This window comes from Deltaproteobacteria bacterium (assembly GCA_016874755.1).
Classification (GTDB): domain Bacteria; phylum Desulfobacterota; class Binatia; order UBA9968; family UBA9968; genus DP-20.
The window spans coordinates 26,997-41,189 of record VGTH01000017.1 but is presented as its reverse complement, the minus strand read 5'-3'; the positions used below and the strand labels follow the sequence as shown (position 1 = coordinate 41,189).

Annotated in this window: 15 protein-coding genes; 11 read left to right on the top strand and 4 right to left on the bottom strand. The window is 57.2% G+C overall.

Annotated features, from left to right (window positions below; all coding sequences use genetic code 11):
- Positions 1–49 precede the first annotated feature (49 nt).
- Both FJ145_12240 and FJ145_12235 read right to left on the bottom strand, forming a co-directional pair.
- Complete coding sequence (locus tag FJ145_12240) at positions 50–2,107, bottom strand: acetate--CoA ligase family protein (protein ID MBM4262185.1); 2,058 nt, start codon at positions 2,105–2,107, stop codon at positions 50–52.
- Positions 2,108–2,203: 96 nt separating this feature from the next.
- Positions 2,204–2,920: a hypothetical protein gene (locus FJ145_12235; protein MBM4262184.1), complete on the bottom strand. Its 717-nt coding sequence runs from the start codon at positions 2,918–2,920 to the stop codon at positions 2,204–2,206.
- On the opposite strand from FJ145_12235, the gene FJ145_12230 reads away from it, so the two are divergent.
- The 8 genes from FJ145_12230 (at position 2,919) to FJ145_12195 (ending at position 9,504) form a co-directional block, all read left to right on the top strand.
- Positions 2,919–3,125, top strand: a complete 207-nt coding sequence (locus FJ145_12230; GenBank protein ID MBM4262183.1) for a hypothetical protein — start codon at positions 2,919–2,921, stop codon at positions 3,123–3,125. The two genes, FJ145_12235 and FJ145_12230, sit on opposite strands and share 2 nt — an antisense overlap.
- A 32-nt stretch (positions 3,126–3,157) precedes the next feature.
- Positions 3,158–3,790, top strand: a complete 633-nt coding sequence (locus tag FJ145_12225) for a cysteine hydrolase (protein MBM4262182.1) — start codon at positions 3,158–3,160, stop codon at positions 3,788–3,790.
- Positions 3,778–4,209 (top strand): hypothetical protein, encoded by a 432-nt coding sequence (locus FJ145_12220; protein ID MBM4262181.1) that lies wholly within the window; start codon positions 3,778–3,780, stop codon positions 4,207–4,209. The genes FJ145_12225 and FJ145_12220 overlap by 13 nt, the downstream gene beginning before the upstream one ends.
- 182 nt (positions 4,210–4,391) lie before the next feature.
- Positions 4,392–5,360 carry a hypothetical protein gene (locus FJ145_12215; protein ID MBM4262180.1) on the top strand — a complete coding sequence of 323 codons (969 nt, stop codon included), beginning with the start codon at positions 4,392–4,394 and terminating at the stop codon, positions 5,358–5,360.
- A 17-nt stretch (positions 5,361–5,377) separates the two neighbouring features.
- Positions 5,378–6,400, top strand: a complete 1,023-nt coding sequence (locus FJ145_12210; GenBank protein MBM4262179.1) for an extracellular solute-binding protein — start codon at positions 5,378–5,380, stop codon at positions 6,398–6,400.
- Between the two features lie 153 nt (positions 6,401–6,553).
- The gene (locus FJ145_12205; GenBank protein ID MBM4262178.1) at positions 6,554–7,507 is read left to right on the top strand and encodes an ABC transporter substrate-binding protein; all 954 of its coding nucleotides are present in this window, start codon (positions 6,554–6,556) and stop codon (positions 7,505–7,507) included.
- 17 nt (positions 7,508–7,524) lie between these two features.
- The gene (locus tag FJ145_12200) at positions 7,525–8,193 is read left to right on the top strand and encodes a hypothetical protein (protein MBM4262177.1); all 669 of its coding nucleotides are present in this window, start codon (positions 7,525–7,527) and stop codon (positions 8,191–8,193) included.
- A 441-nt stretch (positions 8,194–8,634) separates the two neighbouring features.
- Complete coding sequence (locus tag FJ145_12195; protein MBM4262176.1) at positions 8,635–9,504, top strand: PEP-CTERM sorting domain-containing protein; 870 nt, start codon at positions 8,635–8,637, stop codon at positions 9,502–9,504.
- 161 nt (positions 9,505–9,665) lie between these two features.
- Here the strand turns inward: FJ145_12195 and FJ145_12190 are convergent, their stop codons facing one another.
- The gene (locus FJ145_12190) at positions 9,666–10,133 is read right to left on the bottom strand and encodes a hypothetical protein (GenBank protein MBM4262175.1); all 468 of its coding nucleotides are present in this window, start codon (positions 10,131–10,133) and stop codon (positions 9,666–9,668) included.
- 53 nt (positions 10,134–10,186) lie between these two features.
- On the bottom strand, positions 10,187–11,605 hold the full coding sequence (locus FJ145_12185) for a UbiD family decarboxylase (protein MBM4262174.1): 1,419 nt from the start codon (positions 11,603–11,605) through the stop codon (positions 10,187–10,189).
- Positions 11,606–12,136: 531 nt separating this feature from the next.
- Between FJ145_12185 and FJ145_12180 the strand changes: the two genes are divergently transcribed.
- The 3 genes from FJ145_12180 (at position 12,137) to FJ145_12170 (ending at position 13,901) form a co-directional block, all read left to right on the top strand.
- Positions 12,137–12,442, top strand: coding sequence for a hypothetical protein (locus tag FJ145_12180; protein MBM4262173.1), 306 nt, complete (start codon positions 12,137–12,139; stop codon positions 12,440–12,442).
- A gap of 26 nt (positions 12,443–12,468) precedes the next feature.
- Positions 12,469–13,353 carry an NAD(P)-dependent oxidoreductase gene (locus FJ145_12175; GenBank protein ID MBM4262172.1) on the top strand — a complete coding sequence of 295 codons (885 nt, stop codon included), beginning with the start codon at positions 12,469–12,471 and terminating at the stop codon, positions 13,351–13,353.
- Between the two features lie 68 nt (positions 13,354–13,421).
- Positions 13,422–13,901, top strand: a complete 480-nt coding sequence (locus FJ145_12170; GenBank protein MBM4262171.1) for a LapA family protein — start codon at positions 13,422–13,424, stop codon at positions 13,899–13,901.
- Positions 13,902–14,193: the final 292 nt, after the last annotated feature.

Genomic DNA, 14,193 nt, shown 5'->3' with positions numbered 1-14,193 from the left:
GCCCCTACTCCGAGTTGCTTTTTTGAGTTTTTTGCGGCTATGCCAATCGCTACATTCGCACCAAGCGCACATCCACCGCCGCCACACCTTTGCCCTGCTCGCGCACCATGATCGGGTTGATCTCGATGTCTGAAAGCGTGTTGCGATGGGCGGCGAAGATTTGCGACAGGCCGACCATCGCTTTAACCAACGCGTCGACATCGCGCGGCGCTTGGCCGCGCACGCCTTCGAGGACTTTGTAGCCGCGCAGTTCTTTGAGCATGGCGCGCGCTTCTTTCTCGTCGACGGGGAGCAAGCGAATCGATACATCTTTTAGGACTTCGACGAAGATGCCGCCCAGGCCGACCATCAAGAATGGTCCGTATTGTGGGTCGGTGCGGGCGCCGATCAGCACTTCGGGGCCTTGGACCATTTCCTGAACTAGAAGTTGTCCTCTGTCGTTGGGAACTTTCGCCAAGAGCTCTTCGCCTTCGGCGCGGACGTCCGCTTCGCTCTTGAGGCCCAAGACTACGCCGCCGGCTTCGGTCTTGTGCACGAGCTCGGCAGCGATTAGTTTTAGCGCCACTGGAAAGCCGATTTCTTTCGCCATTGCCGCCGCGTCACCCGGAGCATTGACCACTTTCTGTTTGGGCAGACCAATGGCTTTGCTTTGCAGCAGCTTGTTGATGCCCTCCCCGGCCAGATCGGCGACGTTGCCGTTCGCTGCGGGGAGCTTTGGCACGCCGGCGAGCTTGCGCTCGCCGTACAAGCCTAAGCCTGCTAACGCGCGCAGCGTTGGCTTGATCGCTTGGAGGAAGGGCATCTTGGCATCTTCTTGAAACGCTCGGCTTTCGTCGGTGCAGCTGTAGGTCGAGCGGCCGAAGGCGAGCACCGGTTTGTCGGTCGCTTCGAGAACGCTTTTGAAAAGATCGGCGCTGCGCGTCTGGCCGCGCGGCAGCTCGCCGTGGATCGCCATCAGATCAACGCCGTTGTCCGCTGCGTGCAACTTTACGATGTTGATGAAGCCCGCTTCATCGCCGAAGCCGGCGACACCGCATTCCAACGGATTCTCCACTGCCAACTCCGGCGGAATCAACGGCCGCACCGCTTCTTTGGTGGCGTCGCTCAATTGCGCCAAGTTGGTATTCAGCTCGTCGCAGTGGTCGCAGATCAAACCTTTCATGCCGCCGGAGTTGACGACAATGGCGGCGCGGCTGCCTTTGGGGAAACGTCCGAGCATGAACGCCAGCGTGATCTCGGTCATGTCTTCCAGCGTTGGGCAGACGACAATGCCGTAGCGTTTGCTCATGGCGTCGAACACTTCGTTGGCGCCGGCGAGCGAGCCGGTGTGCGAGATTGCCTGACGCTTGCCCATCTCCGAGCGGCCGAGCTTGACGGCGAGAATCGGTTTGCCTTTTTGCAATGCTCGCTCGGCAACTTCCATGAATTCAGCCGGGCGGCGTATGCCTTCGATCATCAGCGTGATCATTTTGGTGTCGGGATCATCGACGAGGAACGAGAGATAGTCGACGAGGTCCAAGCTGACTTCGTTGCCGCTGGAGATCGCGTAGGTAAAACCGATGCCACGCTCGGTGGCGCCTTTGATCCAGTTGCCCAGCGAGCCGCCGCTCTGAAAGATCAAGCCGACGGGGCCTTTCTTGAGCAATGGTGTGACCGTAGGAAAAGTCCAGAGTCCTTCGCCGACAGAGTAGGAACCCATGCAGTTGGGGCCGCAGATCACCATGCCGGTTTTGTCGCACAGCTCGCGCATCTGCTGCGCTCGCTCTCTGCCTTTGGCATCGTCGCCTTCACCGAAGCCGGCGGTGTAGATCGTCGCCGAGCGCGTGCCTAACTTGGCGGCTTCTTCGAGCACGCCTTGCACGGCGCGGGTGGGAATCAGGATCAACAATTCATCGGGAACTTCAGGGCAGGCGGCAAGATTCGGATAACATTTGTCACCGTAGAGTTCTTGATAATTGGGGTTGATGAGATAAACCCCGCCGGGATATTGCGCGCCTTTGAGATTGCGATAAATGCCCAGCGGCCAGGCGCCGCGCTGCGATGCGCCGATAATTGCGACCGATTTGGCGCGCAAAAGATTTTCCACCGGTTTTGCCGTGAATGCCATGAGTTGCCTCGCGATTTTAGGATGGGTTTCCTATCGCACAGACAACGCACCACTGCAAGAACGGAAATGGGGTGTGGGATTTCGAAAAGAGACGAATTAGCTTCTTCGCCGCCGGCCGAATTTCGCGACAAGCAAAGCCACGGAGAAGAGTATTGCTGCGTTGGGCTCAGGCGTGCGCTCCGGTGCGGGGTTAGGTCCGGCGCGAAGCTGACTGAAGCGGAGGTTGTCGAAGCCAATGTTTAAGTAATAAGAGTACAAGTTGGTCGCGTCGATGTGAATAAGCAACGTCTCGGCGCGTAGCTCGGCAAATTCAAAATGGCTGTGGCGCGGCCCGTTGAGGTCGCCTTCGACGTGAACGTTGGCCTGTGAGAAGAGTAGACTCCCGTTGCCGTCGAGGATCTCAATTCCGCCAATGCTGTAATCAGAGTTGGGCCATCCCGCAAGATCGAAACCGTGTAGTTGTGCAAGATAACCTGGATCGGCAACCAGCGTGATCTGAAACGAGGCTCTGACGTTGTTCCACAGAACATGGCTCAAATCGCCGAAGGTGTCCCACCACACGCTGGCCGATTCCGGGTAGGGCCCATAACTTATTTCTATGTTGGGGGTAAAGCCCTCGCCCAAGTTGCCGTAGGTGAAAACGCCGCCTGGAACATTCTGGGTCAGCCCAGTGACGCGGTCGCCGTAGTCCTGCGGCACCACGCCGTCGTTAAACGCCGAATAAACCACGCCGCCCGAGCGAATCTGCTCGAAGGTGAGTTGGGTGGCGCCTGCGACGATGGGACTAAAAAGAAGCGCAGCAAACGCGCTCATGATTCTTAGGACTCTGGGCAGCCTCATCGAGCTTGTCTGCCATCGCAAGATGGTTGCCGGACATTGCGCCCGTAACGATCAACTATCAGGCATTTCTCGGCGTCAGCACGCCGGTGCGGATTGCCACAGCACGCTGAGCCGCATTAAGATTCAGGCACGATTGCCGGATGAGCCGCGCTTGCAAAAGTTCGCCGGTCACCTGTAGAACTGCGACAGTTAGGAAAAGTGAGCAAACCTATGCTGGAATTTGAAGGCCGCCAAATCCCCACGGAGTTAAGAGAGATCGCTGATCCCCGCCGCACGGTTTTGCTGGTCTGGGACATGCAGAACGACCAAGCCGGCGGCTCTTTCAACAAAGATGCGCTGATCCGCAACGCGCCGCCCTTGATTGCGGCCGCTGCCAACGCCGGCATCAAAACCGTCTACACGCGCCAGACGCCGTTTCTTTGGAAAGAAGAAGCGGTGACGTGGATTCGCCGAGCGATGATCAATGAAAAAGTCGATCACCCGAGTAAGTTGAAGCCGCGCAGACTGAGAGGCAGCAAAAACTGGGAAATCATGGAGCCGTTCAAGCCGGCGCCGGATGATATTGTCATCGACAAACGCCGGCCGAGCATGTTCGTCGGCAACGAGTTTGAAACCATTATGCACAATGTAGTTGCGACTACGGTCGTGATGATCGGCTGCACCACCGACGGCGGTGTCGAGATGACCGTGCGCGACGGCCACAATCGCGGCCACCTGATGGTGGTTGTGCGCGACTGCGTGGGCACTTACACTGAAGAGGGGCACAATGCGGCGTTGAAACGGATCGAGAAATTCGCGGATGTTGTCGACTCGCAAGAGTTGATCAGTATTTGGCAACGTTAATTACCATGGAAGAACGCATTCTCAGCGCCTTGGACCTATTTCGCGCTGGCGATGACGACGCGGCGCTCGGTGCTTTGTTGGAATTCGCTGACGAGCTGTTGCCGGCTTTGATCGGTGTTTATCGCCGCGAAGACGACGCCGAGTGCCGCGCGTTTCTCGTGCGCATCGCTTGGGAGAGGCGCGAGCCCGAAACGCTGGGCTTTATTGCCGAAGCCCTAAACGATCCGGTGGAGGAAGTCTGGCAATCCGCGCTCGACGGCAGCGTGGCGCTGGCGTCGGAAGAGATCCTCGATCTATTGAGAGCGGCGCGCGGCAGCGTACGGGCCGATCCGTCGAGCACGCGCCGCTTTCAACTCTGCATCGATGAAGCGATTCTCTACGTTGATGGCCTGCTCCAAGGCGGCCAACGGCCGCGCTGATTTTGCCCGCGGGCGTTTCGGCAGTAGTTCGTCTACCTCTGAGCGTTGTACCGGATCCGTTTTTGTTTCGAACTGTTGCCTCGTGCCTGTTGCCCCATGTCTAGCTTGCATTTGCCAACCCTACCCCAGTCGCGTTAGAACTGTGTCAAATTTCTCTCGGCGCATTGCCAAAGGAGATTCCCATGAGCGAAACAAACGGCAAGAAAGCACTCCATGTCGCGACATTTTCCGGCTGGTATCGCTTCGAGCAAAAAGGCAAAGAGTTCACCCAGACCAAGCGCGACCTGTCTTACTGGACGCTTACCTGTATGTCGGTGGATGAAGCGGATCCAAAAACGATTTACGCCGGCACCGAGCACTCGGGGCTGTTCTACACCAAGGATGCTGGCGCCCATTGGCTGCGCGCCGATCCGCAAGTTCCCAAGATGTTTCTTTACTCTGCGTTGGCGTTAAATGGCGGAGTGATGGTCGGTACGATTCCGTCGGCGGTGTGGCGCAGCAAAAACGGCGGCTGGGAAGAGCTCGAAGGCGTGCGCTTGCACAGCGCCGGCGCGAACTTTCCGCCCAGTCCAGAATTGCAATCGCGCACGCGCTATCTCGCCTACGAGCCCGGCAACAAGAATCGCCTCTACGCCGGCATTGAAGTCGGCGGCATGGTGCTAAGCGACGACGGCGGCCGTGGTTGGGAGCCGTGCAACGAAGGACTCACCGACATGGACATCCACGAGATCCTCGCTTCGAGGCAGCATAGCGGCAATGTGTTTCTCGCCTGCGGCGAGGCCTGTTTTCACAGTCCGGATCGCGCCGGCCATTGGGAAAATATCTCGCCCAAGCAGCACGACTACGGTATTTCGGTGGCGGAAGATAAAGACGGCACGGTCTACGTCGGCGCGGCACGCGGGAGGCCAAATCTCTGGATTCGCGAAGAAGGCGCCATGTCGGCGATCCTGCGCAGCAGCGACAAGGGAAGAACCTGGGACACGGTGGTCGATAATTTAAATGGCGGGGTCATGCATCTGTGCGAATCTCCCGACGGCAAGGGTATGATCGCCGGCACCTCGGATGGAACATTGCTCTACGTCGACGACGGCGGCGCGCGCACGGTGGCAAGCGGCCTGCCGTTTGTGACCTCGGTCGAGCTAGGAGCGTAGGAAACAAACGCGGAATTATGAAAGCGGAAAGCGGAAATGGGGCGCGCTTGATGCGCACGTCGATGCCAGTTCTTCTGTTAGTTTTCGTGACAACGGCTTTCGGCCAGGACGCCAGGCTTGTCGCCGAGGGAAAGAAAGAAGGCAAAGTCGTCGTCTACGGTTCCATGGAGACCGATATATTCGAAGGCATCCAGCAAGGCTTCGAGAAGAAAACCGGCATCAAAGTCGACTATTGGCGCGCGGCGGGCGCCACGGTGCTCGAACGGGCCTCGAGCGAAAAGAAGGCCAACAAGGTCAACTACGATCTGGTGTTGAACAATGCCGGGCCGATGGAGATCTTGCTCGCCGAAGGAGCGCTGGCGAAATATGATTCGCCGATGGCGAAAAACTTTCCCGCCGATCAGCAGCATCCGCTACTAGGGCCGAGCTACCGCACGTCGGTGGTTGGCATCGTCTACAACAAGAGCATTGTCACTCCCGATAGAGCGCCGAGAACGCTGGAGGACCTACTAAAGCCAGAGTATCGCGGCAAGGTCGCCTTTCCCGATCCGTCGCGCGGCGCGGTGGCGGTGATGTGGCCGATGAGTTTGTACAAACTGATGGGCAAGGATCGGGCCGAGAAGTTCTTGCGTGATCTTGGCGCGACCAAGCCGGTGATCGTCGAAGGTGTATTGCCGGCGGCGGAACGGGTGACCAGCGGCGAAACGCCGATCGCAATCACCTATTTGAAATATGTTATCAGCTTCGGCCAAAAAGGCGCGCCGCTCGACTACGTGCGCCAAGATAAGATGTTGAGCCATGGCCATGCGATCACCATGAGCAGCCGCGCCGCCCGGCCCAATGCGGCCAAGGCGTTTCTCGATTATTTTTACAGCGACGAAAGTTTGAAGGTGATGGCCAAGTTCGGTGAATTCGTCACACGCAAGGGTATTTTTCCGCCGCTAGCCGATGCCGACAAAATCAATTTCGTCGAGATGGACGAGCCCGACGCCAATCAGATGGCGGAGAAGCGTAAAGAGTTTCGAAAAATTTTTCAGTGAACAATAAATACCAACAGGTCCCGCAGAAAAGTCACTCACCTCGAAGTGATTCACGAAGATTCACGAAGTTAAGCGGATCGAGTAACGATAACCTTCGAACTTCCTGGGTTTCTTGGTGAGTGGCTTCCGGCCTTTTTCTGGCAAGGAGTCAACGTGCCGCGTCGCTTAGTGCTAGTAGTCATCAGCCTGGTGCTATCGCTCTCTGTCAGCCACGCCCAAGAGCTAAAAAAAGTGCGCATGGGCTACCCGGCTTTCAGCCTGACCTTTTTGACGTTCTTCGTTGCTAAGGACGCTGGCATTTATAAGAAGCATGGGCTCGACGTCGAAATGGTTCAGCTCTCCGGCGCGGTGCAGACTTCCGCGCTCATTGCGGGCGAGATTGATTTTCTCACCGGCATCACCGGGCCCTTGGTGGCGGCTGCGCGCGGTCTGCCTTTCAAAGGCATCTTCGTCACCCATGATCGGACTTTGTTCTGGATTATCGGCAACCCTGACATTCGCCGCGTCGAAGATCTTGTCGGCAAGACCGTCGCGGTCGACCGCTTGGCAACGTTGCAAGACATCGTCGCTCGCGATCTGATCAAACGCAAAGGCGTCAACCCGGATCAAGTCACCTATATTCAAACCGGCTCGGTGTCGAACAACGTGCAAGCCCTCGCGGGCGGCAACGTGGCCGCCGCGGTGTTGTCCTTGCCGCACAATGTCGTGATGGTGCAAAAAGGTTATCGCGAGGTCGCCAGCGCGCCCGAGTTTAATCTGCGCTCGGCCTCCGGTGGTATTGCCGCCCATGAAACCAAGTTGAAAAAGGATCCGGCCGGGGTCAAAGCCGTGCTGCGCGCGACGCTGGAAGCGATGGAGTTCAACCGCCGCGAAAAAAATTGGATGGTCAACTACATTCAGAACAAATGGAAAATTACCGCGAAGGTCGCCGAGGACTCCTATCGGCTATGGCAAAACGGGCTGACTGCGGATGGCAAAATTCCGATCAAAGAATTGCAAGACATTTACGACCAAGCCTTTGCGGCGCAGCTGATCCCGACGCAGGTGCCGGCGGCCAAGGTGATGGACTATGCACTCATCGATGAAGTGCTGAGAGAAAGAAAATAGAGGGAAGGGAACCGGTTGTGGCGACACAGGCATTCGTTGATTCCGTGATCAAAGAGATTATACAACCGGGCGTCGACAAATTGATGGAGCTGCCCTATTTCACCCAGCTGCGGGCGGGCAAGCTGTCGCTCAAAGTCCTGCAAGGCTGGTCGTTGCAACATTACTTGCACAACCACGCGCTGCTCAAAGGGTTTGCCCTGTGCATGGTCAAGAACGGTCACGATCCCGATCTGTTTAAATATTTTCTTTATCAACTGAACGAAGAGCAGTACCACCCGGATTTAGCCAAGAAATTCGGCCTTGCCATCGGCCTCGAAGAAGCCGATTTCGACAAGGCGACGCCGATCTTCGAGTGTCTGGCGCATACCAGCAAAACGATTCATGGCATGTTGCTGGGCTCGGCTTCCGAGAACCGCGCCTCGGCCTTGGTCAACGAGACCATGGTGTGCCGCTACTCCGAGGAGCATATCGACGCGCTGCGCAAGCACTACGGCTTGACCGATAAGCAGATTCAATTTTTCACCGTGCACGCCGTCGCCGATCAGGAACATACCCAAATGGCCAGTGACGTCATCGCCAAGCACGCCAACACCGAGCATCAGAAGCAATTGGTGCGCGGGGCGGCGGCGCATATGGTGCGTTTTAAGATCGCCAAGTTCGATGGCATCTACCGCGGGTACGCCTAAACCTGCTCGCTGTAAAAAGTTAATGCATTTTTGTCGCAACTTCTGGACTTCAACCGTGAAATGCCCGATTATGAAAACACAACATCCCGGAGGGTCACTCATGCAACTTGGCGCAGTACAGCGACGAGAATCTTCCTTAGGTTCATTTCTGCCTAGCAGTAGTTATTCCCAAAGACTTCCTTCGATAGACGGGGAACTCCGTTTTTGCTAAGTCGTTCGATCGATCGCCGGCTGACAACCACTTGAGTAGATACCGACTTGACAGCGAGCTATCGAGATCTTCGGGCGCTATCTCCGCAACTTCATCGATGTTGCCGATTCGCAAGGTGACAGCACCAAGTTAGCTGGGTACCTGCGGTATCTCCTGACGCCCATTGGATATTTTCTCCCGCTCGGTGAGCGGATGCCGCGTCGCGCTGGCGCTGGCATGGCCGTTGCTCAATGTGTCGATTCACATCGCGCGGCACACACCGAGAGAAAAAATTTAGGAGGAGAAAAAGGCAAATGTTTAACCTGAGGAGACTCGGCAGATTGACAATGTGGGCGGCCGCCTTTGCAACGACTATGGCGATAACGGCACCGACGGATACGGAGGCGATCACGTGGGATTTCAGATGTACCGTCGCAGCGACGACTTGTTCTGGCAACAGCACTGAGAGAACTTTCACGGCAGGAGGCGAAACGGTCACGGTGCGAGCTTTTCAAACTGCTAACAACAATGGCACCGGGCTCTTTCAGGCCGGCCATCTCGGTCTATTTTCGGGCGCGGGTTTGGGCGTAGAAAATCTCTCCGCGCCGCAGCATGCGGTTGACAATAGCGGCAAGGACGATCTCATTGTTTTTCAGTTCTCCGGCACCAACTTCATTCCGGTCAGCGCGTTCCTCGATTCGATTCCCTACAATTGTTTTCTCTTTTTGTGCTTCAACGGCGACACGGACATTGACGTTTGGATCGGCGGTAACGGGAAGTCCTTCGCCGACTTCACCGGTCTCTCGTATGCCAATCTGGCAACCAACGGCTTCGCGCAGTGCACGTCGGGAAACTCCGGTTCTGAAGCGAATCGAACTGCGTCCATCAACACGTGCGATTACAGCGGTCAGTACCTAATCATTGGCGCCGACCATAGCAACAGCGATGCTGACGAATACTTTAAGATTCGCAACCTGACCGCGGACATCGGTCCGACCCGTAATCCGCCGCAGACGCCAGAGCCGAGCGCGATGATTCTGATAGGCTTGGGTCTGATCGGACTGCGTGCCTACGCCAATCGTGCAAAGAAAATTCAACAGCTTCCGGAGGCGGCAAATTAACACGCCGCTAAACCGGTAACGCGTCAGCCTTCACACTTGCAACAGGGTCCGACACCCTCGGAAGGCTGGCAGGCCCGGGTCGAAAGATCCGGGCCTTCTTTTTTTTTGGCCCAAAAAACGAAGTGAATGGCGAGCCGCCGCTGACTGCGAGCGACCGCCAGCTACTTGGCGGCTGCCTTGGTGTCCTTTGTCGGAGTTTTGCTTGGCGCGGTGGCTTCTTTATCGGATTTGGTCTCGGTCTGGTTATTCTTGGTGGTAGTATTGGCGTTTTTCACTTTTAGCCGGCGCACCGAGCTGGCGAAAAGCTTGCCTTCTTTGTCGGTGTAGGTGACCTTCACGCGGTCGCCGACGGTCATCCTGGCGATCGATTCTTTGGCCGAATCTTGGGTTGAAAAATTCTTTTCGCTGACATCGCTCTTGACGGATAGTGTCCCGGTCTTAGCGTCGAGGGCAGTGATCTGACCGCGAAATCTCAGCGCCGTCGGTTTTTTGGTTTTTCGGGGCGCCTCTTTGGTCTCGGAGGATGGAGCCGGTGCGGTCTTGGTGGCCGCCGATTCCGCCGAAACCGCCAATCCGTACAAGGCGAGGGTCAACAACGGCGTTAAAAGCCAAGTTCGGTTTGTTTTCATGATCGCATCCTTCCTTTCCTTTAGACGCTCGCCTTGGGAGAAAGGTTGAGAAGCTAGCTAAACAGTTGTTTCTGCCATTTCTGCAGCACCGCTTGCTGGCGCTCGGGAGTAATGTAGGCCGCGGGCGGGAACTTATCGCGCCACTCAAAGGGCCGGCAGGCGTCGATGATCATGCGCGAGCTGAAGCCCTTGCGCTCGCGCGGAATGATCGGATCGAGGGGGCCGCTCCAGCAGCGGCGGAGAATTTCCGCGGCGTCCACTGGGTCGGCGCGGCTGCACATGGCCCAGAGGACATCGTTAATGTCGTAGGCGTCGATATCGTCGTCGACTACGACGACGTAGCGGCCGAGGTAAGCGGCGCCTTGACATTGGCTCGCGACCAGCCCGGCTTGGCGCGCGTGGCCGGGGTAGCGCTGGCGGATCGCCAGCACGGTCATGAAACGGCGAAAGTAACTTGCCACCGCTTTGATATCCGGCACGCCGGCTTTTTCGACTTGGTCATGAATATAGGCGGCGCGGAGTAATTCGTAGCAATGCTCGGCGCGCGCGGTCGGGCGATACTCAGGCGACGCCGTGATGATCGGGTCGTTGCGGTGGTAGAGCCGGTGCGCTTTGATGAGCGGCTCGAGCTTTTCGCCGCTGGCGTAGTAGCCTGTCCACTCACTGAAAGGCCCTTCTTCTTTACCTTGGTCCGGCAGAAACTCACCCTCGATGGCAATTTCCGCGTAGGCGGGAATCGGCAAGCCGGTGTATTCACCGTTAATCACTTCCATCGGCTCGCCCTTGATGCCGCCGACGGCGTCGTATTCGCACTTGCCGTAGGGCTCCGGCCGCGTCGCGATCATGTGCAGGAGCGGATCGATACCAAAGCAGATGACCACGGGACAGGGTTGGCCGCGGTCGAAGTACTTCTGCCGATGCATGCGGCCATGTTTGCCGGGGGAGATATTCATGCCCATCGAGTTTCTATCGTGCACCATGACGCGATAGCAGCCGACGTTGACCCAGCCATCGTCTGGGTCTCGGGTGATCACTGCATGGCCGGTGCCGAGGTAACGCCCGCCGTCCTGCTCGTGCCAAAAGGGCACGGGAAACTTGAATAAATCGATGTCATCGCCGGTGAAGATATTCTCCAATATCGGTCCTGATTTCACGGTCACGGGCGGAATCGCCGGCTGTTTGGCGAGCCGATCGCGGCAGGCGCGAATGAATCGCTCGCGGGTGATATCCCCGGGTAAATTCAGCGTCAGCGCGGAACGCTTCAAGCTTTCGAAAAAGCCGACGAGAATGCGATAGCCCGCAGGGTAGTCCTTGATCTTGTCGAACAGGAGCGCCGGGCTGTTCTCTTTGTGCTTGGAAGCGAGCACGCAGAGTGTGCCAATCTCGAGATTCCAGTCGGCGCCTTCGACGACTTGCAACTCGCCCATCGCCTGTACTTTTTCGATCCACCCGCGGACGTCTTTGTAGCTCATGATCGGTCCTTTCGCAGGCTGATTTATAAATCCGTGCTGTTGCCGTTACAAGCGACCCGTGGCGCGTTAGCGGGCGAAAACCGAAATGTGGAGGCGCGCGGAGAATTTAACCGCTGCGCGCCGACTTGGGTTACCCAGACGGAAGACTCAAAAATCATCGACGATACCTATAACTTCTACGCTCCTTAATGGGTGGCCGAGTTGGCGCTACGCCCTGAACAGTTGACCAATTGGTTGAATTACCTTGACGACAGGGAATACCCCCAGGCGGTGAAAGCGCTGCCGAAGGATTTCTACGATAATTCGTTTGTCGAGGCGTTGGAAAAATCCGGCTTTTTCAGAAGAGTCAACGCGGCTAAATGACTGATGCATAGAGAGCTGCTGAAAAAAATGCTTCGGAACCCTTCGACTGATAACATACTTTAGTTCGTCCCACGCTCGTGATATCTAGGCCCCGTGGACGGGCCATCGACAACAGCACTGCGTCGCTCGCTCAATGACATCTTGCGTCTTGAGCTCAACGAGGCAGCTTTGGACAACCTGCAGTGGCGCGACTTCGGCAATGGCTTGTCGATGGCGCGGCTGGTGCGCTCGCGAAGCCGTGAGATGGTGCTCTATCGCGTGCGCGCCGATGCGTCGCCGGAAGCTTTTCTGAAGCACGAGCATCTTGGCGGCGAGTTTTACCTCGTGCTCAAAGGAAAAATCGCCGATGAAACCGGCACTTTCGAAAGCGGCGATTTGGTATTTCTAGATCCCAAATCGGTGCATACGCCGCGTGCGATCGGCGATACGGTTGTCTTGGTCGTGTGGCCGAACGGCGTGCGATTGGTGGATTGACTCTGCAATTTCCTAAAGGAGGCAGCATGAAGACACTCGGATTTATCGGCACGGGCGGCATGGGCAGCGGCATGGCGGCGAATTTGATCAAGGCGGGCTTCAGTCTGGTCGTAAACGATTTGCGCCGCGAGCAGGCCAAAGGGCTGGAAGGGCAAGGGGCGCAGTTCAAAGATTCGCCCAAGGCGGTGGCCGAGTCCTGCGAGTTGGTGCTGTCGATGCTGCCCTACAATGAAGCGGTGCGCGCCGTCGGTTTGGGCAAGGGCGGCTTGCACGAAGCGGCGAGCGGCGCCAAAACCTGGATCGATTTCAGCAGCATCGACAAGAAAACCATCGTCGGCGTTAGCGGTGAGCTGAGCAAAAAAGGTTGGACCGTGGTCGATGGTTCCGCCGGCGGTGTCGAAGAGGCGGCGGCGGCGGGCACCTTGTCACTCTGGCTGTCGGGACCGAAGTCGGTGTTCGATGAGCAGCAACCCGTGTTTAAAGCCATGGGCAATAAAATCCTACATGTTGGCGAGCTCGGCAACGCCAAGTTGGTGAAGAATGCCATGGCGATGTTCGCAGCGGTGCAGCACTTGAGCCTGGCGGAGATCTGCTCCTGGCTGAAAAAGGGCGGGCTCACCGAGGAGACGTTTCGCACTATCTTGAAAAATTCCCAGCAGGACTCTGTGGCGATTGACCGGATCATGGAAATAGTTGCCAGCCGCAAGTTCAAACCGCGCAAGTCGTGGATGCCCAAGGACGTCGGCTTTGGCCTCGACATGGCGCGCGAAATGGAAGTGCCGATGCCGTTTGTCGCGCTGGCCTATCAAATGTTTTCGATCGCCCAGGCGACCGGCACCGATGGCTACGAAGCGACCGGCATCGCTTGCAACGTCTACGACATCATAACCGGGCAGAAGCGCGGCGTCTGAGTCCCCTAACCGCGCTTGGAGCGAGGCGGGAAGCGTTCAGTCGCGGATTGTGAACCGACCCGACTACCATGTATCTGCGGACGTTGCTGATTGTTTTGCTATTGGCTTTGCTGGCCGGCTTTGCCGCGCTCAATTGGAGCGCGGTGATGCAGCCGACGCCGCTGTCGCTGGGGTTTGCGGCCGTTGAAGCACCGCTCGGTCTGATCTTGCTCGGCATGTTCGCGGCACTGACGCTGCTGTTTCTGATCTACATCGTCTATCTGCAATCTTCGGTCATGTTCGAAGGGCGCCGTCACGCGCGCCAGTTGCAGGCGCAGCGCGAACTGGCCGACCAAGCCGAAGCCTCGCGGTTTAGCCAGCTGCGTACTTTCCTAGAAGCGGAGCTGGGCAAGCTGCATGATAAAAATGACGCCACCACAGTTGAGCTGACGGCGCGCATGGACCGGCTCGAACGCGACCTGCGCACGACAGTGGAACATTCCGGCAACGCTTTGGCGGCGTCGTTGGGCGAGCTCGAAGATCGCTTTGAGCAAATGGCGCGCAAATGAAGCGCTGTTGCGATCCCACTAGCTGCTGCGCCGGTTGATTTGAGGCCCGGAAGCCTTTATAAAATTCTCATTAATTTCAGTATTTGCTGACGTTTCTCACGGGTGAAGCGGGTTAGTTTCGCGCTGCCCAGCCTTGTGAGCGAATGCTGCGCTACTTGCTAATCATCGAAAATCACTCACGGACGAGATTCCCGGTGCAGTCGTGGCAGCGGCGCCGAAGGGTCCATTGCTTGGCAGCGGCGGGGCCGCTGTCGGCGCTGCGCTGACGTTAGCGAGACGCGGAGAGGGACAA